11 protein-coding genes and 2 pseudogenes are annotated in these 24,893 nt (G+C 38.7%); all 13 read right to left on the bottom strand.

The genetic code is table 11. The features are described 5' to 3' along the window. Window positions 1–1,347 (bottom strand): annotated as a pseudogene (locus FE813_RS10560) (hemagglutinin repeat-containing protein); the annotation flags it as partial. A gap of 189 nt (window positions 1,348–1,536) precedes the next feature. Further along, entirely contained in the window at window positions 1,537–1,938 is a 402-nt protein-coding gene (locus tag FE813_RS08425; RefSeq protein WP_139990213.1) for a CDI toxin immunity protein, read from the bottom strand. 47 nt (window positions 1,939–1,985) lie between these two features. Continuing rightward, window positions 1,986–2,639: a hypothetical protein gene (locus tag FE813_RS08420; protein WP_139990212.1), complete on the bottom strand. Its 654-nt coding sequence runs from the start codon at window positions 2,637–2,639 to the stop codon at window positions 1,986–1,988. Further along, window positions 2,608–4,953: a polymorphic toxin-type HINT domain-containing protein gene (locus FE813_RS08415; RefSeq protein WP_139990211.1), complete on the bottom strand. Its 2,346-nt coding sequence runs from the start codon at window positions 4,951–4,953 to the stop codon at window positions 2,608–2,610. The genes FE813_RS08420 and FE813_RS08415 overlap by 32 nt, the downstream gene beginning before the upstream one ends. Before the next feature lie 267 nt (window positions 4,954–5,220). Then, window positions 5,221–5,751 (bottom strand): ankyrin repeat domain-containing protein, encoded by a 531-nt coding sequence (locus FE813_RS08410; RefSeq protein ID WP_048953242.1) that lies wholly within the window; start codon window positions 5,749–5,751, stop codon window positions 5,221–5,223. 1 nt (window position 5,752) lies between these two features. Next, window positions 5,753–11,572, bottom strand: coding sequence for a hemagglutinin repeat-containing protein (locus tag FE813_RS10830; RefSeq protein ID WP_373366636.1), 5,820 nt, complete (start codon window positions 11,570–11,572; stop codon window positions 5,753–5,755). After that, entirely contained in the window at window positions 11,569–13,977 is a 2,409-nt protein-coding gene (locus tag FE813_RS10825; protein ID WP_373366637.1) for an autotransporter outer membrane beta-barrel domain-containing protein, read from the bottom strand. Before FE813_RS10825 ends, FE813_RS10830 begins: the two co-directional genes overlap by 4 nt. 134 nt (window positions 13,978–14,111) lie before the next feature. Then, window positions 14,112–15,236, bottom strand: a pseudogene (locus FE813_RS10820) (two-partner secretion domain-containing protein); the annotation flags it as partial. Window positions 15,237–15,305: 69 nt separating this feature from the next. After that, complete coding sequence (locus FE813_RS08390; protein ID WP_139990210.1) at window positions 15,306–17,078, bottom strand: ShlB/FhaC/HecB family hemolysin secretion/activation protein; 1,773 nt, start codon at window positions 17,076–17,078, stop codon at window positions 15,306–15,308. 180 nt (window positions 17,079–17,258) lie between these two features. Further along, a complete protein-coding gene (locus FE813_RS08385) occupies window positions 17,259–19,724 on the bottom strand; it encodes a glycogen/starch/alpha-glucan phosphorylase (protein ID WP_111696874.1) in 2,466 nt (821 codons plus the stop codon). 240 nt (window positions 19,725–19,964) lie between these two features. Beyond that, a complete protein-coding gene (gene glgA, locus FE813_RS08380) occupies window positions 19,965–21,395 on the bottom strand; it encodes a glycogen synthase GlgA (RefSeq protein ID WP_114892268.1) in 1,431 nt (476 codons plus the stop codon). Window positions 21,396–21,591: 196 nt separating this feature from the next. Further along, window positions 21,592–22,893, bottom strand: a complete 1,302-nt coding sequence (glgC, locus tag FE813_RS08375; RefSeq protein WP_005627058.1) for a glucose-1-phosphate adenylyltransferase — start codon at window positions 22,891–22,893, stop codon at window positions 21,592–21,594. Window positions 22,894–22,915: 22 nt separating this feature from the next. Next, window positions 22,916–24,892: a glycogen debranching protein GlgX gene (gene glgX / locus FE813_RS08370; RefSeq protein WP_139990209.1), complete on the bottom strand. Its 1,977-nt coding sequence runs from the start codon at window positions 24,890–24,892 to the stop codon at window positions 22,916–22,918. Between the last annotated feature and the right edge of the window lies 1 nt (window position 24,893).

Raw genomic sequence — 24,893 nt, 5'->3', positions numbered from 1 at the left:
TTAATTACCTCCTAATTTAAAAAGTACTTCCATCATATCCGAACTAATTAGATCAGATACAGCAAATGGTGCGGAAATAGGAATTGCTATTTCTGTTGTTCGATCTGATAAAAATTGTTAGATATTATTTTTCTGAGAAGTATTACCTTGTTTGTCATACCATCCCCACATTTGTCCACCTAATAGATCGTGAGTACCTGCAAAAGATTCAACCAAATGATCAGAGATATTACCTGGTTTATAAGGAGTGATTACTTTTCCGTCAGAATACCAACCGCCTTCAACGGATTGAAATCCACCTGTAGGACCATATAAGTCTTTTGCCTTTTGATTTTTATTTGGATCTATAGCATCATCCAATGACAATCCATTTTCACCTTTAAATACAACTAACCCATCTGCATTTTTTTCACAGGAACCGACTCCTTGAGTACAAATTGCATTGATATCAATTCGAACACCACCTAATTTTACTCCATCAAAATAACCGCTATCATAACTATCATTACGAAGAATTTTCCCCGTCTTAGCATCTTTAATACCTTTAAATAATCTTGAATTAGCTAAAGTCTCCTCTCTCATCTTCGTCGCGGCTAATTGCAAAGTTCCTTGTGTTATTGCAACATCAGGCGAACCCGATACGATGCCTACCACGGTTTCAAGCAAACGTTTTTGATATTGCAATTTATAAATTTCTCCATAAAGTGCGGTCTTTTCCTCTTCCGTTTTGGCCTCCTTGATTTGTTTTCTCAATTCAGCCTGTTTTGGAATCACATAGGCATCAATCATTGATAAGGCATTTTTACGAAAATCTTGAGTAACTTTCACTTGAATGTTGAGCTCTTTCATCACTTTGTCTTTATCAAAGTGATTTTCTAACTTGCCGGAATGCTGCGCTGCATTATCCGTAGTCACATCGGTTCTAATGCTATCTAGAGTTTGCTCAACCGTTTCTCCAGTTTTCGCCAGTTGTTCCGCTTGGTCTCTAATTTCAATATTCGAAGTATTAATACCACTTTTTGTCACGCTACTTTGACTTTCTTTATCTCGCCCAACACCTAATCCTGTTGAGGTTTCTAAAGAATCCCAACCTGTAGCAAGTTTTTTTGCGTTGTCTTTACCCTGTGCATTTTTGGCTTCTGTGGTCAATTCTCCTCGGTCGTTTCTATAAATCAGATTACCATCTTTATCCGTGGCTTGTTTTGTACTTTGAGCTGCACCATTTTCGCCAAATGGTGTTTCAAAGTTAGCTGACACACTGCCACTTACACCAAAACTGCTGCCACTATAATTTGAGTAATTTTCAATATCTGAATGAGTAATGCTGCCAGTGCTAAAATGGTTTTCCCTTCAGTATGAGTTCTGGATTAGCTATTTTTAAGCTATTAATAAAACTTACAATGTTGCATCAAATTTTGCTTAAAAACACTACAAAGCCTATATTTAAAACACAAAAAGTGCGGTCAGTTTTTAAGAGGTTTTAAAACCCTTTTAAAATTGACCGCACTTTAGCTATGTCAAAGCATCTAAAGTGTTTTACAAAAATTTACTTATATCTCCATTTATTGGAATTACAATGTCTAAAGGTGGATTTCTAGAGACAATCTGAGCTAAATACCCTATTCCAAGAATAAAAACTCTTGTTGATAAAGCGGAAATATCATCTAATTTATCTAGCGCTAATAGCAAATTAGTTTTAAATATTGGAACATCGTTTATATCTGCTAAAACATAAACATTTTGGTTAATTATTTTCTTTTCAATTAATTCAATTAACCTATCAGGATTCAATATTTTTATTTTCTTACTATCTTTATCTATACATCCATATTCAAATGGATATTTATAAAACTCTTTTAGAACTTGCTCCTTTTCATCTTCAGACAGAAGGTGGAAATCCTCCGACAAAGCCTCTTCACATTCATCAAATAATGTCATATGAATCCTTATTAAGTATCAAACAGCGCTGGTATCTTTAGTCGAACTTAACATTCTTTGAGCATAGTTTTCGAAGCTGCCAACTGATTAATATTCTCAGAAAAAACCACCTCAAACTTATCATCTTTTGAGCAAAAATTTAAGAATTCTATAGCCTTATTACAGTCATCACTTAAAGAAATACAACCATACCCAATATCTTCATGCGGATATAATGCTATTTTTAATGTTGGATTAATTAGAAAACAATGATCTCCTACTACCTTATTATATTTATACGCCATAGATAATTCACAAAAACTCAATATATCCTTTTTATCAAAACTCAATGACATTATATTAGCTGGAAATGGATATTTATTATCTTCATAAAAATCTTCAATAAGCCCATTATATGGAATTAACACTCCCATTTCTTTAGCCTTATTATAAACACTTTCATAATAAGAAACCTCTAAATCAGAAAACTCAGGGATAGAAGCACTATCGTCATATGCTAATGCAGTTAGTAGAAAAAAGTCATTGATAGAGTCTTTAAAAAAGGACTCTATCATTTTAGATGACATTTGTATTACTGATTGCATAGTAAGATCTCTTGCATAAAAGTAGCCAACCCAACCTGGGCTACTACTAAAACTATTAAAATTTATTTTATTAAAAGATATAACGCTATTTGTTGTCGAATTTAATGATTTTTCCATCACTTTTACCTATTGTAATCTTTCTTCTTACTTCTGGAGCATTCCCTTTTAACCCAACTTTCCACTCACCATTTTTATCTGAGTGAGAGGTATGACTTTCTGACCAAATTTCACCAGTATATTTATTTTTAAAATTTTTACCTCCTTTTAATTTAATGAAATCATCCGGATGTGTTGTTGGTGTTCTTACTATATCACCCACACTTGCACTGTTGACCTTTTGTTTTGGCATATCAAGGAAACAATCATTATGCACCCACACCCCATCAAGGTCAGAATTTGCTCCTTTGATAAAGTAAGTGTGATCAATCTCAACTGTCAGGTTATATGCACTTAACTTCTCAGCCTTGATGCTAACACCTTTCACCGTTTGCCAGTGATTATTTTCCGATAACAGTTTATAACCCGCTTTCAGATTTTGTGCATCTACCCATTGGGCGTTTTGGATTTCTCCGTTGTAGTGATGCCCCTCAGAACTCGGTACTAGCTCACCTTGATTTACCTGGGTAAAGAATGGATGAATTTTGTTTGAAACAATGGTTTGCTGTTTACCCTGTTCATCAATCACTTCTACATATACTGTAAAGTCATACGGGTTATTGTAGTGCGCTTGTACGCGCTGATAGGTCATTTGTCCTGTCAGTTCATTTTTCGCATAAACCTTATCTCCGACTTTAATAGACGCTATCGGCTTATAACCTTGCTCTGTTTTCACTTCCATGTCACCACGGAAAGAACAAGTTTTGGGTTTAATTTTCGCAACATTAACACTGGAATGGGCTACATCAATCGTGCCATTTTTTAATTTGGCAATAGACTTAGCTATCCCCAATCCCGCACCACTCAGAACCACGCCTCCAGTTGAAACACCTTTCATTTTACCTTGGCGGTAACCTTGCATTTCTCCCGCGAGTTTTGGATTCTCTTGAAGGGCAAGCGCATAAGCCTCATCCCAATCTTTCAACGAGACCACAACATTATTATAGGTTTTCTCTGGATTTGAGATTGCTTCCCATAAAGACACAACGGTATCATCTAAATTAACAACTGCATCCGCTGTTTCTTTAACACTATCAATTTGACCTTTAGCCTCTGCAAGCTCTAGACCTTCTTGATATTCTTTAGCTTTATCTTCATCTCCATTGAATAAAACCTTGGCATACATTTCAATGTTTTGCTTACGCTCATCACTAGGATGAACGTCATCAGCCATGCTGTTATTCTCCACAGAGTCTTTCGCTGTTTTAGCTGCAATAATCGCCCCATCAGAACTATCTGATAAACTACCACCCGCAATACCTGCTGCTACTTGGCTTAAAGACGATACCGTACGTTTTTCTTCGTCGCTGAGCTTTTCAGGTGATTTATTATAAAGTGTTGACGCTAAGAAATGAGCCGCCACCTCTCCGCCCGCTGCACCTGCCGCACCCGCAGCAACATTACGGTTACCCGCATAAGCCTCTACCGCTCCCCAAAGTGCATGAGCAGTCAAATTGAGCGCGGTATTCACATTGCCTTTTGCATCTGTCGTCGCTTTCTTAATTTGATTATTCACCACAGGTGATAATCCTGAAGCCACCACTTCCGCTGCCGGTCTGCCGGCTAAAGCGGTGCTGATAACATTTAATGCTGAATCAATGATAAGACGTTGACTTCCACCCGTTTCCCATTCTTTGGCTTTGCGACTCGCTGTCTCAAAATTATCTCGTGCTTGTTTTACTAAAGCTTGGTTAGTTTCGTTGTTGTTTTCTGCCTTGGCTTTTTCTGCTTCTTCTAACGCAATTGCGGCTTCATGACGTTTCGCTTTCGCTTCTTCGCCAAATTTATTAGCAAGCAAACTTCCTGCTTCCGCGACATTTGGTCCAAATTTCTCTGTCACCTCACGTTGGAAATCAAGCTCTTTTTGAACATCATCTTTATTAAAACGGTTCTCTAATTTACCACTTTGACTTTGTGCACTCTCTATAGTGATATCGGTTTTAATCGCAGCAATTTCTTCTTGTACCGTTTTACCTGTACGTTTTAATTGCTCTGCTTCATCTTTAATAATGATATTTTGTGTATTAATACCACTTTTTGTTGTGCTAGATTGACTATCAGAATCTTTACCATAGCCCATGCCATAGGAGAATTGGAGAGATTCCTTGCCTTCAGCCAATTTCTTGGTGTTCTCTTGTCCATTTACTCCTTTAGAATTAACAGTTGTGTTGCCATTTTTGTCAGTATAAAGCAGATTACCATCTTTATCCGAGGCTTGTTTTGTACTTTGAGCTGCACCATTCTCTCCAAATGGTGTTTCAAAGTTAGCTGACACACTGCCACTCACACCAAAACTGCTGCCACTATAATTTGAGTGATTTCCAATATCTGAATGGGTAATGCTGCCAGTGCTAAAATGGTTTTTCCTTCAGTATGAGTTCTGGATTAGCTCTTTTTAAGCTATTAATAAAACTTATAATATTGCACCAATATTTTGCTTAAAAACTCTACAAAGCCTATATTTAAAACACAAAAAGTGCGGTCAATTTTTGAGAGGTTTTAAAACTCTTTGAAAATTGACCGCACTTTCAAACATTAAATTCTACGAATACTTTTTCATTAATTCATAAATTGGTTTTAATTGAGGCTCATTCTCTGTAGGTTTATAACTTTCAAGAATAGTTTCATCCTCATTTACTAAGTAATGCACATTTGCCCCTTTTTGAAGCATAAGCTCTAAAACATCCAATCTCTCTGGGATATATCCAATCATAGACAAAGGGATTAAACCATCTTGGTTCGGTAAATTAGGATTTGCTCCTGCTTTGAGCAACGCTATCGCCGCCTCAGCATTTTTACTTCGTAATGCATAATGCAAAGGAGTCATTCCGTATATATCTTGAGCATTAACATCGACGCCATTATCAATATAGAATTGTATTAATTCTACTTTAGGTTCCGAATAGCAAAGTATCCTATGTAGATAATTCCATTTATCTAAGCTAGTAATTTTTTTTATATCTGATAATTTATTTTCTAAAAATATTTTTCTTAATAGTTGAATATCATTATTAAAATTACTCTCTACAATTTTTTCTTCCAAATCCAAGTCATTAAATTTAGAAAGATTCATCTTATTTTCCTCCATTCATAAAATTTCTCATATCTTGTTTTATATCTAAGATATCACCTTTACCAGGCATCTCATTTCTATGACTCCGATTTTCAGACATATTTTCTAACCTAAATTTATTAGGTCTTGCATTTACATAATCATTAAATTGTTTTTGACTCCAATTTAATTCTTTAGCTGCAAGAGATAATCGTCTATGCTCCCAACCATAAGCATGTCCTATATCGATTGGTCCTTTGATTATCGTACGAGCAATCTTATCTCGGTAATTACCATTAGGTAGAGCCTCGTATTGTTCAAAGATTTTCTTCATGGTATCAGAACGAAGATAGGAACGATTATAAAATTGATCTACAGGTTTATCTGTCGATAAATAACGTCCTGTTTGTTCATCAATTCGTTGAGATAGTCTATTAAAATGAGGATCTGTCCCTGCGTTGTGATTCACTGTTTCAAAACGATTTAAGTCTTTTTTGATCACAGTAATTTCTTTTCCATCCTGATTTTTAAACTTATAAGCATGATATCCATCAATATCTTTTATTCGTTTAGCCCCATCAGGTAAAGCATGCCAACAATCATTATGCACCCACACCCCATCAAGGTCAGAATTCGCTCCTTTGATAAAGTAAGTATGGTCAGTCTCAACTGTCAGGTTATATGCACTTAACTTCTCAGCCTTGATGCTAACACCTTTCACCATCTGCCAGTGATTATTTTCTGACAATAACTTATAGCCGGCTTTCAGATTTTGTGCATCTACCCACTGAGCGTTTTGAATTTCACCTTTATAGAAATGCCCCTCCGAACTTGGCACTAATTCACCTTGACTTACTTGTGTAAAGAATGGGTGAATTTTGTTTGAAACAATGGTTTGCTGTTTACCCTGTTCATCAATCACTTCTACATATACCGTAAAATCATATGGGTTGTTGTAGTGCGCTTGTACACGCTGATAGGTCATTTGTCCTGTCAGTTCATTTTTCGCATAAACCTTATCTCCGACTTTAATAGACGCTATCGGCTTATAACCTTGCTCTGTTTTTACTTCCATGTCACCACGGAAAGAACAAGTTTTAGGTTTTATCTTCGCGACATTAATACCTGAATGAGCTACATCAATCGTGCCATTTTTTAATTTGGCAATAGACTTAGCTATCCCCAATCCCGCACCACTGAGAACCACGCCTTCAGTCGAAACACCTTTCACTTTACCTTGGCGGTAACCTTGCATTTCTCCCGCAAGTTTTGGGTTCTCTTGAAGGGCAAGCGCATAAGCCTCATCCCAATCTTTCAACGAGACCACAACATTATTATAGGTCTTCCCTGGATTTGAAATAGCTTCCCATAAAGACACTACGGTATCATCTAAATTAACAACTGCATCTGCTGTTTCTTTAACACTATCAATTTGCCCTTGAGCTTCTGCAAGCTCTAACCCTTCTTGATATTCTTTAGCTTTATCTTCATCTCCATTGAATAAAACCTTGGCATACATTTCAATGTTTTGCTTACGCTCATCACTAGGATGAACGTCATCAGCCATGCTGTTATTCTCCACAGAGTCTTTCGCTGTTTTAGCCGCAATAATTGCCCCATCAGAACTATCCGATAAACTACCACCCGCAATACCTGCTGCTACTTGGCTTAAAGAAGATACTGTACGTTTTTCTTCTTCGCTCAGCTTTTCAGGTGATTTATTGTAAAGTGTCGAGGCAAGGAAATTAGCCGCAACCTCACCACCTGCTGCACCCGCCGCGCCCGCAGCAACATTACGATTGCCCGCATAAGCCTCTACTGCGCCCCAAAGTGCATGAGCTGTCAAATTGAGCGCGGTATTCACATTGCCTTTTGCATCTATCGTCGCTTTCTTAATTTGATTATTCACCGCAGGCGATAATCCTGAAGCCACCACTTCCGCTGCTGGTCTGCCGGCTAAAGCGGTGCTGATAACATTTAATGCTGAATCAATGATAAGGCGTTGACTTCCACCTGTTTCCCATTCTTTAGCTTTGCGACTCGCTGTCTCAAAATTATCTCTTGCTTGTTTTACTAAAGTGCGGTTCGTTTCGTTGTTGTTTTCTGCCTTGGCTTTTTCTGCTTCTTCTAACGCAATTGCGGCTTCACGACGCTTCGCTTTCGCTTCTTCGCCAAATTTATTAGCAAGCAAACTTCCCGCTTCCACGACATTCTGTCCAAATTTCTCTGTCACCTCACGTTGGAAATCCAGTTCTTTTTGAACATCATCTTTATTAAAACGATTCTCTAATTTGCCACTTTGGCTTTGTGCACTCTCTGTAGTGATATCTGTTTTTATCGCAGCAATTTCTTCTTGTACCGTTTTGCCTGTACGTTTTAATTGCTCTGCTTCATCTTTAATAATGATATTTTGTGTATTAATACCACTTTTTGTTGTGCTAGATTGGCTATCGGAATCTTTACCATAGCCTATGCCATAGGAGAATTGGAGAGATTCCTTGCCTTCAGCCAATTTCTTGGTGTTCTCTTGTCCATCTACTCCTTTAGAATTAACAGTTGTGTTGCCATTTTTATCGGTATAAAGCAGATTACCATCTTTATCCGAGGCTTGTTTTGTACTTTGAGCTGCACCATTCTCGCCAAATGGTGTTTCAAAGTTAGCCGATACACTGCCACTTACACCAAAACTGCTGCCACTATAATTTGAGTGATTTTCAATATCTGAATGAGTAATGCTGCCAGTGCTAAAATGGTTTTTGCCATCTGCTTCTGCTTTTTGGGTAGAGGTAATCAATGCACCTTTAAGATCGGTATGTTTATTAACATTAATATCATAACCTTCATCTCCGGCATAAATTCCAGCCTGTTCATTGATGCTGGCGTGGTCGGCATTGATTTTCGATTTATTGAAACTGCCTCCAACGGATGCGCCATAACCCACCGTCACACTCCCACTCACGTTCATTTGTTTGCCTTTGTACGTGGCGGTGTCTTGCAAGCTTTCGATGTTGAGGTTTTGGGCATTGACTTCTACACTTTTACCTTTTACTTGGCTACCAATAATATTGGCATCACCACCTGCATGAATCACGGTTTTGCTTTGACTATCACCTACATGGCTAGCAACATAAGTAGTTTCATCACCATTGCCATAGCCTTTCCCGTAATTACCGCCTAAAGTAGCCCCAGCAACCGCACCATTACTCACTTTAATGGCTACCCCTGCATTAAAACCACTCGATTTATTCGTGCTACGTTCTTGGTGGTTTTGTTCTGTGGCTTTAATATTGACTTGGTTATCTGCAATCAATGTTGTGCCTTGTTTGCCTGAGATATCCGAACCTTTAATATTAATGTCAGAATTCTTTCCAGCACCCGTTGCCACAATATTCACCTTGCCGCCTGCATTAACTTGAGATTTGGCTGCGGTTTTTCCTTCAGTATGAGTACGTGATTCGCTCTTTTGTTGGCCGTAAGTGATTTGCACTCCAATCACAGAATCTACATTTCCTGTGTCACTCATAAATTTTCCGACATCATTTGCAGCTTGTCCGACTGATTGAGCTGCCCGATAAGCATCAAAACCAGCATTAGCTGCCGCCATCGCATTCACACGACCATGCTTACTCTCACCTACTTGTCGAGTTGATTGCACCACGCCTTGTGCTGCTTGAATAGCAGAAATAACAGGAGAGGTAATAGCAATAGTTAAACCTTTTTGTTCAAAGGTTTGTTTGGTATTGGTTTCATATTTATCATCAGCCGCTTTAATATCGACTTTTTTCGCCAGAATATTCACATCGCCGTCTTTGATTGCACTCACCTTGCTAGCAGTTTGAGTATAAGTGTTTTCCGCAATCATCGTAGTATTGCCGTTTAAGCTCCCTACTTGACTGCCTTGTGCATAAAGCTTAGTCTGATCACTTTCCGTGGTTTGTTTTTGAGAACCAAAGGTTACGCCAATACCACCTCTAAGCGCTCCAGATCTTTTTTTGCTGTAATAATCATCGGAGTAGACTCGGTTCTCAGCCTCACGAATATCAATATTTTTGGCCTTCACCGTCAAACCATTACCTGCTGCCACATTTGAGCCCTGAATAGTGACATTACCTTTGCTTGAATGAAGATAAATCTTATCTGCATCTAAATTTGAGGCTTCCGCAATATCATAATCGTGTTTATGTCGATAAACTTCTGTCGTTGAGCTTGTTAAACCTCTAGATTTACTTTTTGAACCACTAGAAAGCTGCTCTTTATAACGAGCTTCTTGGATATTAATATTCCCCTCAGACATCACATTCATGGTGCCATTACTGGTTACAGAAACGCCTCGCATTTCAACCGCACTTTTACCTACAGCATCAAGATTTCCAGTGACATTTAACTGACTACCCACTTCTTGTTTTTGATCTAGCTTGTAATAATTATCAGCATTAGAGACATAATGTTCTTTGTTTTGGGTTTCAATCGTGTCGAGATTTAATTTATCACCCGCTTGCAATGCCACATCACCTTTAATATTAAAGTTAGCGCCTTTTACTGTGATATTTTCCGTTGCCATTAAAAGAGCAGTGCCTTTTTGCCCCTTGTCAGCTGCATCTTTTCTACCCATATTAATTGATGCTTTCTGAACAAGGGATTTGCGGTAAAAATTGCCAGTATCCTCGGTTTCACTCGTGCGACTTTCTATGTTGATGTTTTTAGCTTGAGCCACTAAACGATTTTCTGCATTGAGTTCTCCACCGAGATTATTAAGCGTTTCTTTCGCTTTTAAGTAAAGCTCACGCCCTTGCAATCTCCCGCCTAGGTTTTCTATATTATTTGCCGCCAAATGGGTCAAATTACGCCCTGCAATCACGCCACTGTTTTTAATGTCGCCTTGAATATTCACAATCACATCATTGGCTGAAATCACTGCGCCTCGGCTATCAATATCAGCATTACGACCCACTATATAAACCTGTGGTGCAAGTACTTCTGTTTTCGAACCATCTTTTAACGTCACTTCACGTTTTACCATCCACACCATATCAGATGTCAGTTCTTTCATCTGCTCTGATGTTAATGCTACGCCTGGAATCAAATTTAAACGCTTAGCATATTGTGCACCATTATCCATCAGGGCTTTATATTGATCATAATCTGATAAATACCCATCAAGGAAACGTCTGCCTGTCAGCTTATTCACTTGCTCGTTCACCAAGCGTTGCTCATAGAAACCATCGCCCAAACGTTTAAGCATATTTTGTGGATCGTTTCGCAGCTGCTTGAGCATATAATCATAACTGAGCCACTTAGATTTCTGTGTAAAACGCGGATCTGTTTCAATCAAAAACTGTCCTGATACTGCGGGGTTGATTTTATAAAGGCTCGCCTGTGGCAATGAAATATCTGGTAAATGCGTTTTGATATCAAGGTTATCTTTATTTTTCATCACTCCAGACGTGATTGCTTCTAGATTAACGCGGTGAACATTTAAATCTGTATTTAAAGGTGTTTTCTCCACTAATGAAATGCCTTGGGAACCTGATTTATCCCCAACAATTTTGCCTGTAGACTCCACCGGCTCACCTATTTTTAAAAGTTCCAGCCCAAATTTGAACGGTTCGACAGGTAAGAGGCGGTCAATTTGTTGTTCATTTCGGCCATACACAGCCCAAACTTTTTTACCTCTCGCACCATGACGATGCCTTTCTTTTTTAATGTCTTTTTTCAAACCGATATCTCGACGATGAATTTCACCATCAACATCAATATTATCAAGTTTTAGTAATCCTTGACTTACTGTACTAACGGGTTCCTTAATCGCTTTATCTGCTAAATATAAAGTGTCACCAATCATAATTCGGGAGTATTTATTCGTATATTCCCCCCTTCCAAATGTAAAGAATGCCCGATAAGCAATTTACCTGAGTCTTGATGTTCAATGGTATTAGTATCGGTGGTTCGAATGTAATCTTGTTTCAACCAATTTTGAGCTGCCACCGCTTGACGTCCATCATTGAAACGAAAATATTGATTGTTATTATGACGGCTATTATTAACATGATCTAAATAGCCCTCACCTTTTTCCCCTTCATTACCATAATAAGTCGCACTACTATTAAATGGGGAATAAGTAACAAAATGATTTTTAGTATATTTATGTCCTAACGTTAAATGTAAATCAGTGTTTAGAAAATTAGATGTATTAATCCATGCATTACCTAGCACTTCAATAGTTGCACTGGCATTTTCAATTTTTTGTGATTGACCGATTGCTTGATTATTTTCATCAAGTTTTCCACCGATATAGAGATTACCAAGGCTTAAAATTAAGGAATGATTGTGATTGATAAGATTCCCCACACCTAAATCAAGTCTCTCGCGAGCAGCAATAGTGGCTGCAGTTCCATCAGCATTCTCAAGATTATTTAAATTATTTGCTTGAATCGCAAGATGACTACCATAAATACGTGCAGTACCGATATTATTGACATTATTGGCTTTAATCACTGTGGTATCACCATCTATTAAACCAAAGTTATCCAGTTTATTAGCTTGAATGCGAGTGTTTATCGAGGAAATTTCTGCATTAGCATTATTTTGAATAGTCGCGCCTTCAACTGAGGCTGAATGACCTACCACAAGGTTAGAATTATTAACAAAATCACCTTTTGTTTTAAAAGTAAGATTATTGCCTACACTAAAGGTTTTATTTAGGATAAGGCTATCATTTAACTCAATACCCAAATCTCCTTTTGTACTAATAGATCCCTCATCAACTAATGTTTTAGCTTGCAATGTTGTGCCAATCACTGATTCAATTTTTCCTAGTGCATTATTTACAACTAAGGTCAAATCTGGATTTACAATATCAACTCGACCAGCCGATAAGATCTCACCTTTTTGATTATCAAGAGATTGATTAATTGTAAGCTTTGCTGATTTTCCAACATAAATACCGCCAGATTGGTTTTCAATATGATCCGCATTCATTACTAAATTAGCTGTTTGAATACCTTGAATCGGACTCTCTTGCTTAGCTTTTGTATTTTTATTATTTACATTTGTAATATTTAACACTAAACGATTTGTTGCACTAACCAAAGAGCCTTTATCACCTTCAGCTTGGTTATCAAGTGCGGTCAAATTTAATGTTGAATTTGCACTTTGAATAATTCCACCTTTGTTATTTAAATCTGAACCAGATAATGTTAAATCCTGAGATGAAATTACACCTTGTGCATTATTTATTGCAGCAGAAGAAATCGCTGCTGTTTTCGCTGAAATATCACCTTGTGTATTATTCAAATTTTGGGTTTGAATCGTTAAATCAAACTCGCCCTGAATCACGCCTTTAAGGTTGTTTAAATCATTTGCAAGCAATGTCGCACGAGAAACAGATGAAATAATGCCATCTTGGTTATGTAAATTTTCTGTTTTTAATGCTAGTTCATCTTGGCTATAAACAATACCACGCTGATTATTAAATTGATTAACTGATAAATCTGCGCGATTTCTGGCAATTAACTTTCCTTCCTCATTATTAACTTGCTGTGAAGCCAATAAAACCTGTCCACCTAACATTTCACCTTTTTGGTTATTCAAGGTTGAAGTACTAATATCAAGACTATTTTTTCCAAATAAATAACCTGATTGAGAAGAAATATGCCCTTTAGCTGTATTAAGTTGTAAACCTTGATTTGACCAAATCACACCTTGGTTATTTTGAATTAATGGCGTTTGAACAGAAAGCGTACCTTCTGCGACAATTTTTCCTTCAGTATTGTCTAATCCCTTTTGTAAATTTAATGCAAAAGCTTCGGCGCCACGCTGAACCCAGCTACTCTTCTTATTATTAAGTTGTGCGGTATCTATCGCAAAATGCCCTGCATTTAGGTTAGCATTCTCCGCAAAAATAGTATCAGGACTGCTTAATGCAGTACGCCCCTTACTGTATAATGTTGCTTGATTCAAATTTAAAGGTGATTGAGTAGATTGGAAAGCAATACTATCAGCTGTTGATTGACTTTCAGATAAATCAAGGGTACCTGCTTTAGCATTAATTTGGCCACTCGCTAGATGCTGAGCTTTAGATGAAACAGAATTTTCAGCTGAGAGCGTAATGCTAGCACCTTGGGCACTTTGACTATCTAATGAACGAGTCTCACCCTGTGTTGTTTCTTGAGCAGTTACACCTGCAGCAATTAACGCACCTTTACTAGCCTCAATATTCTTCGCTCGGTAAGTAACATTACCCTTCACCACAGTTTCGCCTGTTTGAGTAACTTTATCCTTAGCTTGAACAAAGCTCCCCCCTTGACGTGAAACTATCAAACCATGTTGTGCTACATTAGCCTCAGAGCGTAATGATACATTACCTTTCTTTGTTTCAATTTTACCTGCATTTTCAATGGATTTTTTGGCGTTAATCTCAGCTTGTTGTGTCGAACTGATAGTACCACTATTGATAACTTTTCCTTGGCTATCAATCTTCACCTCACCCGCTGATGCACCAATATGCCCCGCATTACGTACACCAAGGCCTTGACCGTTATCCACTAAATGGATTTTCTCAGCATACATCCCACCCAATTGGCTCACATCCACACTGTAGCTTTGGTTTTCACTTTGCGTATTAGGAGTGCGGTCAGTGTTGTCGGTGTTTTTATCACCTATGTACACAACCGAATCATTAGTGCGGTCAACGTTATTTTTACCTGTGGTAACTTTAATGCCTTTCTTCGACCAAACCCCACCTTTGATTTCGGCTTTATCAGCGATAATATCGGTGTAATCAGATTGACTGTTATCCATCCCTTTTTGGCCAACAGTCACCTTACCGCCTTTTACGCGATAGCCTTTCAGCTCGCCATTTTCTACTTCTGCTTTGCCTGTTGTCAGCGTTGTGCGCCCCGCATTAATCACACCACAGCCATCACACTGAATACCACTTGGGTTGGCAATCACCACATCTGCTTTTTTGCCTGCGACTTCCACATAACCTTTTAAACGGCTTGGGTTCGCTGAATTGACCTCGTTAAGAATGACTTTCGCTTCACCGCGAGCAAGATTCGGGTTACCTTGCACCAACCCGCCATTTGCGTTTGTGCCGCTTTACGAGCATTGTTTAGCACAGCGCCTTTTTCTGCCACATCAAATTGTGAATATTGGTTACGTGATACCCCACCTGCACTTGGTGTTTGAATATTCACTTGCGGTAAACCATTCGCTGTTTGAAGCACCGTGGGTTGTTGATTACCCGGTGAAGATTTATCTGCACGAATGGCCATATCTTCTGCATGAACAGATGGAACCAAAAAGACAAAGCCTAATGCTAACATTAAGCTGAAATGAATGGAGTTGAGGGAGAAGGAAAGTGCGGTTGAAAATAATCTTGTTTTTTCTTGTTCTGAACTCACATTTTCACTTTGTGTTTTACCTTGAGATTTTGCCAGCTCAGAGACCACCACAAGCTGATTTAATACACGGCTAAAAATCACTTTATAATGACGTTTATTCATTTTTTAATTTCCTTTAAATTTTAAATTCTGTTTGGTTTTAATCAATTTATTCATCTAAAAGCGTGAGCATTAAAAACGGTAGCTTACATTAAATCCGGTTGTCACATGACTGGTTCTAAATCCTTCCGGTTTTTTAATTGGAACACCTACGAAATAATCATAGTTAATGCCCCATAGTTTGCCGCGAAGTCCAATTGAACCACCCATTAAACTATCACCAATTTGAAGCTCTTCTTGGCTAGAGTTCACTTTACCTCGGTCAATCCCTAAATAAAGCTCATGTCCCTTATTGGCGATATTCCAACCTAACTCATTTCGCCATAACCAACCTTTTTCACCGGAAAGCGATAGCTCACCATCAAATCCGCGTACGGTATAACGACCACCAATACTAAATTTATCTTGTTGTGTTAAAGGTGTACCGTTCCATTGCCCATTCCAGCTGGTGTTAAAGCGGAAAGGCTGATTGCCGATAGTGAAAGGATAGGTAAAATCAACGCCAGCAGTAAAAATCTGCATGCGGGAAGTGCCTTCGCCAAACTCTTCTTCCGGAGCGGGTAAGGATTTATTCCCACCCGTACCACGTTTATAGTTCGCAAACAGTTGTAATACGGTTTCACCAATGTATTGAGTGTGATTTAAGCCTACTTCCCAACCTGCTGTTCGACGACGCTGTACTTCAATTTCGGTGTCATTGATGTAGTTATGGGATTTTTTCGTCCATAACGCGGCATTCACATAGGTTTTATAAAGACTTCCACGCGATAATAAACGGCTTAAATTCGCTTTCATTTGCTGGCTTTCGCCCGAATAGGTATAAGACTCAAATGCACCCGCCACCGTTTGGTGATAAGAATATTTTGAACCCGAAAGGGTTAAGAGGTAATTCTTCCAAGGAATAGAATAATAAAGACTGATGTTTTTGCTGCCATAATCCCCTTCCGCATCATCGCTATCACGTTTAAAGCTGCGCGTACCGCTGATATAGAACATATCATTAAGTGTTAGCACGTTATCCCAAGAAAACGTGGCTGAACCCTGTAAACGCCCCGTAGCTTTACTGCCTGAATCATCTAAGCCCAAGGTTAAATGAAAAGGTAAGCTTTGCTTATAAGCAATCACCACATCGGTTTCACCTACCGCATCCGTTGGTACTAGCTCCATATTCGCATCAGCACTCGGTACACGTTTTAAGTTTTCTAAACCTTGTTCAATATTGCGAATATTTAATATATCCCCTTGCGCCATTGGCATGGCAAACCACAAGGTACCACGGGTCGCAAATGGAATTGCACTTTGGTCTTGTAATTGAATACGGCCTACTTTACCTGGAATCACGGTTAACACGAGCATGCCTGAACGTAAATCCTGCGGCTCGACCACCACGCGTGTAGTGACATAACCCAAATCAATTAAGCGATTTTGAATACGACGAAGTAATACATTAATCCCCTCAGAGCCAATACAAGCAGGCAGCGCAAAATCACGCCCAGCATAAGCAGACTTTAATGTCCAAGAAAATTGGCTTGGTTGGATTAATTTAAGGGAAGAGGCTGATGGATTTTCTTCAGCTTGATAATCGGTCAGCACCAATTGATTGATAGGAAAACATTGCGCTTCATTTTTTGGAAAACCACGAGAGGCTTCTTTTTCACCCTCTAAACGCACATTCGCGGATTGCGTTTGCTGCGCTAAAATAGCCGCATCTTGTTCGGCTTGTTGCCTCTTTTGTTTAGCATCGATTTGTTTTTCTAAATTGGCATTTGGTGAGCTTGGCGCCGAAAAACCAAAAGGTGAAATAAATAATAAACTAGAAAGAAAAAAGTGTGAGGATTTTTTAATTGTTACCCTAAAGATGAAGTTATTAATAAATTATAGTTGATAAGATATCAAAACATATTTAAAAAGACCATAAATTTTACATCGGTAATTTCTGTTATTTTTCATTAGTTTAAATATAAAAAATCTGCATCAAACTCGGGCTTGATGCAGATAATTTGTTTATTGGCTATTAATATAAAATTAATCACCTAATTGAACAGGCTCAACTTTCCAAATTCTCTCTGCGTACTCTTTAATCGTGCGGTCAGATGAGAAGAAGCCCATATTCACGATATTTTGAATGGTGCTTTCAATCCATTTGTCGCGTTGTTTGTATTTTTCATCTACGGCTTTTTGAGTTTCTACATAACTACGGAAATCAGCGAAAGCTTGATAATAATCGTGATATTGCAATCCTTGTAATAGTTGATGATAACGTTGAGGCTCTTCTGGTGAGAATTTACCCTCAATAATTTGATCCACGACTGTGCGTAATTGAGTATCATTTTGATAGTATTCAAATGATCGGTACCCTTCACGACGAAGTTGCTCAACTTGTTCCACAGTGTTACCGAAAATAAAGATGTTATCTTCACCCACGTTTTCCAAAATCTCCACGTTCGCACCATCAAGTGTACCAAGTGTTAATGCGCCATTTAAGGCAAACTTCATATTACTGGTGCCAGAAGCCTCTGTGCCTGCAAGTGAAATTTGCTCTGAAATATCAGCTGCTGGAATAATTAACTGGGCAAGGCTTACGCTGTAATTTGGAATAAATACAACTTTTAAACGGCCTTTCAAACGCTCATCATTATTGATGACATTAGCAACATCATTAATTAAATGGATCGTTTGTTTCGCTGCATAATAAGCCGAAGCGGCTTTACCAGCTAAAATAAATACGCGCGGTTGCCAATCTTGTTCAGGATGAGCAAGCATTTCATTGTAGCGAGCGATAATATGCAACACGTTCAACATTTGGCGTTTGTATTCGTGAATACGTTTGACTTGAACATCAAATAACGCATGTGGATCAAGTTCAACACCTAATTCAGATTTCACGTATTCCGCCAATTTCACTTTGTTCGCAAATTTAATATCCGCAATCGCTTCTTTAAATGCTTTTTCTTGCGTAAATGGTTTAAGTTTTTCGATTTGACTTAAATCACAACGCCATTCTGAACCAATATATTTATCGAATAAGTCTGCTAATTGTGGATTCGCAACGGCTAACCAACGACGAGGGGTAATACCGTTCGTTACATTGGTGAAACGTTCTGGGAAAATACGAGCAAAATCTGCAAAGGTTGAAGTCACCATTAAATCGGAATGAATTTCTGCGACACCGTTAATTTTGTGTGAACCTACAACGGATAGCCAGCCCATACGCACTTTGCGTTGGTAGCCTTCTTCGATAAGAGAAACTCGACGAATAAAATCGTTATCCGTGGTGACGTAAGAACGAACATACTCTAAGAAATGATCATTAATTTCAAAAATCATCTGTAAATGACGTGGCAAGATTTTTGCCATCATTTCCACTGGCCAAGTTTCTAATGCTTCTGACATTAAAGTATGGCAGGTGTAAGAGAAAATGTTACGCGTCATCTCCCAAGCTTTTTTCCATTCAAAACCTTCATCATCCACTAAAATTCGCATTAACTCAGGAATGGCTAATGCTGGATGTGTGTCATTTAAATGAATTGCCACTTTATCCGCCAAGTTTTCAAGGCTATCGTGGGTGCGTTTGTGACGGCGTAAAATATCTTGAAGTGATGCAGAGACTAAGAAATACTCTTGACGTAAACGCAATTCACGACCATTCCAAGTAGAATCATCAGGGTAAAGCACGCGAGATAAGTTTTTATTTGCGGAGTGTTCTTCTAATGCCGCTAAGTGTTCACCGCGGTTAAAGTCTGCAAGATTAAATACTTCACCCGCATGAGCAGACCATAAACGTAATGTTGCTGCAGAATTGTTTTGATAACCTGGAATCATTTGGTCGTAAGCAAGTGCGGTCACTTTTTCGGTATCTTGCCAAATACATTTTTTGCCTTCGAAATGAATGTTTCCACCAAATTCTACGGTAAAACGTTTAGATGGACGAATAAACTCCCAAGGTGCACCTTTTTCAAGCCATGCATCTGGGCGCTCGACTTGCTGACCATTTTCAATTTTTTGGCGGAACATACCATATTCATAACGAATACCGTAACCCATACCTGGTAAACCAAGGGTCGCAATAGAATCCATAAAGCAAGCGGCTAAACGACCTAAACCGCCATTACCCAAGCCAGGATCAACTTCTTTTTCTAAAACTTCTTCTAAATCGACATTTAATTCAGACAAGGCTTCTTGTGCTAATCCATAAATACCTTCTGCAATCATGGCATTAGAAAGCGTACGTCCAATTAAGAATTCCATTGAAAGGTAATAAACACGGCGAGAATCTTCTGCTCGAGTTTGGCGAGCTGTGGTAATCCAACCTTCTGTCACTAAATCTCGAACAGCATGCAAAGTCGCATTTAACCAATCGCGTTGGCTCGCTTCACGCGGTGATCGACCAATTAAAAAAATAAGCTTATAAACAATTGATTTTTTGATTGCCTCAACAGTCATTTGTGGGCGATTGTATAGGAATGGAGAATCAAAATTATCCATTATCATAAGTAAAACCTCGGTTTGAATGTTAAAAAATTATCTATAATAAAAGAGATGTTGATTTAAAAATTCACGCACATTTCAAAAAATCAATCGAAATAGACCGCTCTTTGTATCCGAGAACCTTTATACCTCTAATAAATTCGTTCAAATTTTATGCTTATCTTGTCGAAAAACAAGCATAATCACAGAGCTTGCAACAATAATCTACAAACAGACTGTTGCTCTTAACGTTTATAAATAAAACTACAAACGTTCATAAAGTGCACGATATTGTTCTGCTGCTTTACGCCAGCTGAAATCTTGTGTCATCGCATTCGCTCGCAATGCTGACCAGACTCTCGGTTTTTGCCAAATATCAAACGCTTGTTGAATGCTTCTGCGTAAATCTTCAGCTGTCGCTTGCTCAAACACAAAACCAGTTGCCGTGCGATCTTTAATATTTTCCGGTGTGCTATCTACCACCGTATCGGCTAAACCACCCGTTTTACGAACAAGAGGAAGGGTGCCATATTGCAAACCATAAAGTTGTGTTAAGCCACAAGGCTCAAAACGGCTTGGCACTAAAATCACATCACCACCTGCCACTAATAAATGTGACAGTGTTTCATCGTAACCAATTTTGACTGCAACATTTTTTGGATAGCGTTCAGCAAGCTCACGAATACCTTGTTCAAAGTGCGGTGCGCCTGAGCCCAAAATCATCAGCTGGCCATTTTGTTTTACAATTTCATCCGCACTTTCAATCAATAAATCCACGCCTTTTTGCTCGGTTAAGCGGGTTACCATCACAAATGCCAATGCATTTTCCTCTTGCGGTAAATTAAAATAAGCTTGCAGTTCAGCTTTATTCTGTTTTTTACCTGCCATATGTTTCAATTTGTAACGATGCTGAATATATTGATCGGCATTTGGATGCCAAATATTTTCATCTACCCCATTAAGAATCCCCACTAAACGCCCTTGAGATTTTAAACCAGAAAGTAAACCTTCCAAGCCATAGGCAAATTCAGGTGTTGTAATCTCTTTGGCATAAGTCGGGCTCACTGCTGTGCTCGCATCGGAGTAAAATAAGCCTGCTTTTAAATAGGAAATCTGTCCAAATAACTCTAAACCATCAACATTAAACATGCCTGCTGGTAAGCCAATTTCAAACAAATGCTGATAATGAAATTGTCCTTGATACGCTAAATTGTGGATCGTAAATACGGATTTTGCTGGGCGACCTTTATTAAATAAGTAAGCGGCACATAAACCTGCATGCCAATCATGAGCATGAACCACATCTGCACGCCACCAGCTATCTAAACCAGTAGATAATTCAGCGCCAACCCAACCAAGTAAGGCAAAACGTTTATAGTTATCACCATAATCATTATAGTAACAATCGTGATATGGATTCCCCTCCCGCGCATATAAATGTGGCGCATCGATTAAATAAACGCCCACACCATTATATTCGCCATAGCGCAACACAACGTGTCCCGCAAAATTATCAAATTCGGCCACAACTTGTGTATTAGAAATACCTGCTGAAATCGCTGGATAAGCTGGCAATAAAATGCGTGCATCAAGCCCTATTTGATTTTGCGCTTGTGGCAAAGCACCTAAAACATCGGCTAAACCGCCTGTTTTGAGGAGCGGATAAAATTCTGAGCAAACGTGTAAAACTTTCATTTAATTTTTATTTTCCCTATAAAACATAAATAATGCCCGATCCCCCCCCCTCTTTAGAAAAGAGGGGTTGGGGGAGATTTGATTACGATGCTTGAAATTCTAATGAGGTTGATTTCACTTCTACCAAATCTCCTCTCTTCCTCTTTGCTAAAGAGTGGCTATAAAGTGCGGTCAAAATTCACCGCACTTTTCATCATTAATCTAAATGCTCTTCAGATACGACTTCTTCCCCTTCTAATTTTTTCAGCATTTTCGGGGTAACTAGAATCACTTTACCAGTTGAACTGATACGGAATCGTTTTTTATCTTCTTCCATATTCACACCAATTTCCATGCCATCTGGAATAATACATTCACGGTCGAGAATACAGTTTTTCAATATACAATTCTTACCGATTTTAACTTGTGGCAATACCACGCAATGATCCACTTTTGAAAAAGCATCAATTTTCACGCGATCGAATAGCACGGAATTACTGATAGAAGCATCAGTAATCACGCAACCGCCGCCAATTAAAGAATTATCGACTGGGTGAACGTTTGAATTTTTGTAGAAGAATTTTGACGGGTAAGCTTGAATTGGATTACCTCGAATTGGCCAACTTTGGTCATAAATATCAAGCTGTGGATTTTCAGATACTAAATCGATATTAGATTGCCAGAAGCTATCTAATGTCCCCACATCACGCCAATAAATTTCACCTTCAGTATTACGTCCCATGCAAGAACGGCTGAAAGGATGCGCATAAAGGGTTTCTTCTGCTAAACATTTTGGTAATACATCTTTACCGAAATCGTGGCTAGTTTGTGGTGTATTGACCTCTCTCTCCAACATTTTGTAAAGATAGTCAGCATCAAATACATAAATCCCCATTGATGCGAGTGAAACATCAGGTTTACCTACCATGGCTGGCGGATCTTTTGGTTTTTCAACAAAGGCTTTGACTTTTAAATTTTCGTTTACCGCCATTACACCAAATTCATGTGCTTCAGAGCGAGGTACTTCAATACAACCCACCGTACATTTTGCACCGCTGTTCACATGGTCCATCAACATGACGCTATAGTCTTGTTTGTAAATATGGTCACCTGCCAAGATCAAAACATATTTAGGGCGATAATGATCACGAATAATCGCCATATTTTGATAAACCGCATCCGCCGTACCACGATACCAAGTTGAATCATCAATTTGTTGACGAGCAGGAAGCATATCAACAAACTCCCCTTTTTCTTGTGGTAAGAAAGACCAACCTGTTTGCAAATGACGAAGTAAAGAGTGTGCCGCGTATTGAGTTACTACCCCAATTCGGTTTAAACCAGAGTTAATACAATTAGAAAGTGCAAAATCAATAATACGGCGATTGCCACCAAAATAAAGGGCTGGTTTTGCACGCTTATCCGTAAGTTCATGCAAGCGTGAACCACGTCCACCCGCAAGAATAAGCACCAAAGTATTTTTAACTAAATCATATTTGTTAAGGTCGCCAGCTTTCATAAGGATCTCCATAGTCTTATAGTTATTCGTCACTCAGCATACAAAAGCCCATTGAGCTAAGCTCTGCTTGTTGTGCATCGAGAGTTAAATTATGTGTGCCGATTTGAGGTTTCCATTTTCCATCAGGTAAGTGAAATACCTGTCCTTCGGCTTTGGCATTAATCAATAAAAGACAATGCTTATCTAAAACTACTTGTAATGCTTTGGTTTGTTGATTTTGCCAATCGTCAACTGTCATCTGGTTACCGTGAATGTTAAGCCATTGCACATTGTCACCTGACCACCATTGATTCCGGTTTAAACTACCAATTTGCTTACGCGCCGCAATCGTTTGCTTGGTAAGTTCAAATAATTCCTTGTTAAAATTTACCCATTTCAGCCAAGTAATCTCGTTATCTTGGCAATAGGCATTATTGTTACCATATTGAGTGTTGCCGAACTCATCACCTGCCAAAAGCATAGGTGTTCCATTCGCCAACAATAAACTCATTAATAATCCACTTTGTGCAAAAGTGCGGTTATTTTCCACCGCACTTTTTTGCGGTTCAGAAAGGGATTCAGTAGAACCTTCTACCCCATGGTTATAACTGTAATTTTCATTGCGACCATCACGATTTTCTTCGCCATTCGCTTCGTTATATTTTTGGTCATAACTCACCAAATCTTGCATAACAAAACCATCATGGGCGGTAATAAAATTAAGCGTCGTATGCGGCAAGCGATCATTTTTCTTAAATAAATCGCTAGAACCTGCAAAGCGTTCTGCAAATGCACCGATTTCACCACTTTTCCATAACCAAAAACGACAAAGATCATCACGAAAACGATCATTCCATTCAGCAAAGTAACTCGGGAAATTCCCGACTTGATAGCCGTAATGTCCGATATCCCACGGCTCGGCAATCAATTTAATATTTTGTAAACTTGGCTCATTTTTTATGTCAGTAAAAAGCTGAGCTTGTGCATTAAAATCTGGTGTATCACGCCCAAGCACCGAGGCTAAATCAAATCGAAAACCATCAACATGACACTGTTCAGCCCAATAACGTAAACAATCTACGACCCATTTTCGCCCGACATCAGAGGATAAATTGAGCATATTGCCGCAGCCAGTCCAATTGATATAACGCCCTTGATCGTTGCGCCAATAGTAAGTTTGATCATCAATACCACGCTGGCAGAATGTTGGGTAAGTTTGCTCTGATTCTGCAGAATGGTTAAATACCACATCTAAAATAACTTCAATGCCCTCTTTATGAAACGCCTTCACCATCGCTTTAAATTCTGCTAATGGATTATTTGTTGCCGCATATTTAGGTTCCACCGCAAACATAGCTAAAGGATTGTATCCCCAATAATTTTGTAAGCCTCGTGCCTGTAAGTGCGGTTCATTTATATGGAAATTTACAGGTAACAATTCCACTGCTGTCACGCCTAATTCTTTTAAATAAGCTAAATTAGTAGGATGACTTAAGCCTGCATAGGTGCCCCGTAATTGAGCGGGAATCTTGTCGTTAAGTTGGCTAAAACCTTTGACATGCAATTCATACACAATGGTTTCCGCCCAAGGCGTATTGAGTGCGGAATCATTTTCCCAATTAAAATCTTCTAAAATAATCACCGCTCTTGGCGCAATATGAGCATTATCGCGATGATCATTCATTAAGAACCAAGAACGACTTTCTTCGATAGTTAAATCTGGTTTACTATTCACCGCTTTCGCATAAGGATCGAGCATTAATTTATTCGGATTGGCATGTTCACCATGAATGCGGAATCCATATTCTGCCCCAACCTCAACGCCTGCTACAGATAAATGCCATACATTATTTGTGCGAACCATAGGAAAGCGAGTTTCCTTATCCCCATCAAACAGGCAAAGTTCCACACCACTCGCTGCAGCAGAGAATAGTGCAAAATTAGTTACCTTCACGCCATTCTCGGTAAATATTGAATAGCCCATTGGCGCTGGTTTGCCGTTGTTATAAATCGTAAACATA

It is taken from the genome of Haemophilus seminalis (assembly GCF_006384255.1).
GTDB classification, from domain to species: domain Bacteria; phylum Pseudomonadota; class Gammaproteobacteria; order Enterobacterales; family Pasteurellaceae; genus Haemophilus; species Haemophilus seminalis.
The sequence above is the reverse complement of the archived record's forward strand: the minus strand, read 5'-3'. Positions and strand labels throughout refer to the sequence as shown.

What these genes read in the sequence shown, in the direction of transcription:
- glgX (WP_139990209.1), bottom strand. Translation starts at nt 24,892, where the DNA reads ATGTTTACGATTTATAACAACGGCAAACCAGCGCCAATGGGCTATTCA.
- FE813_RS08425 (WP_139990213.1), bottom strand. Translation starts at nt 1,938, where the DNA reads ATGACATTATTTGATGAATGTGAAGAGGCTTTGTCGGAGGATTTCCAC.
- glgA (WP_114892268.1), bottom strand. Translation starts at nt 21,395, where the DNA reads ATGAAAGTTTTACACGTTTGCTCAGAATTTTATCCGCTCCTCAAAACA.
- FE813_RS08410 (WP_048953242.1), bottom strand. Translation starts at nt 5,751, where the DNA reads ATGAATCTTTCTAAATTTAATGACTTGGATTTGGAAGAAAAAATTGTA.
- FE813_RS08420 (WP_139990212.1), bottom strand. Translation starts at nt 2,639, where the DNA reads ATGGAAAAATCATTAAATTCGACAACAAATAGCGTTATATCTTTTAAT.
- FE813_RS08385 (WP_111696874.1), bottom strand. Translation starts at nt 19,724, where the DNA reads ATGATAATGGATAATTTTGATTCTCCATTCCTATACAATCGCCCACAA.
- FE813_RS10830 (WP_373366636.1), bottom strand. Translation starts at nt 11,572, where the DNA reads ATGATTGGTGACACTTTATATTTAGCAGATAAAGCGATTAAGGAACCC.
- glgC (WP_005627058.1), bottom strand. Translation starts at nt 22,893, where the DNA reads ATGAAAGCTGGCGACCTTAACAAATATGATTTAGTTAAAAATACTTTG.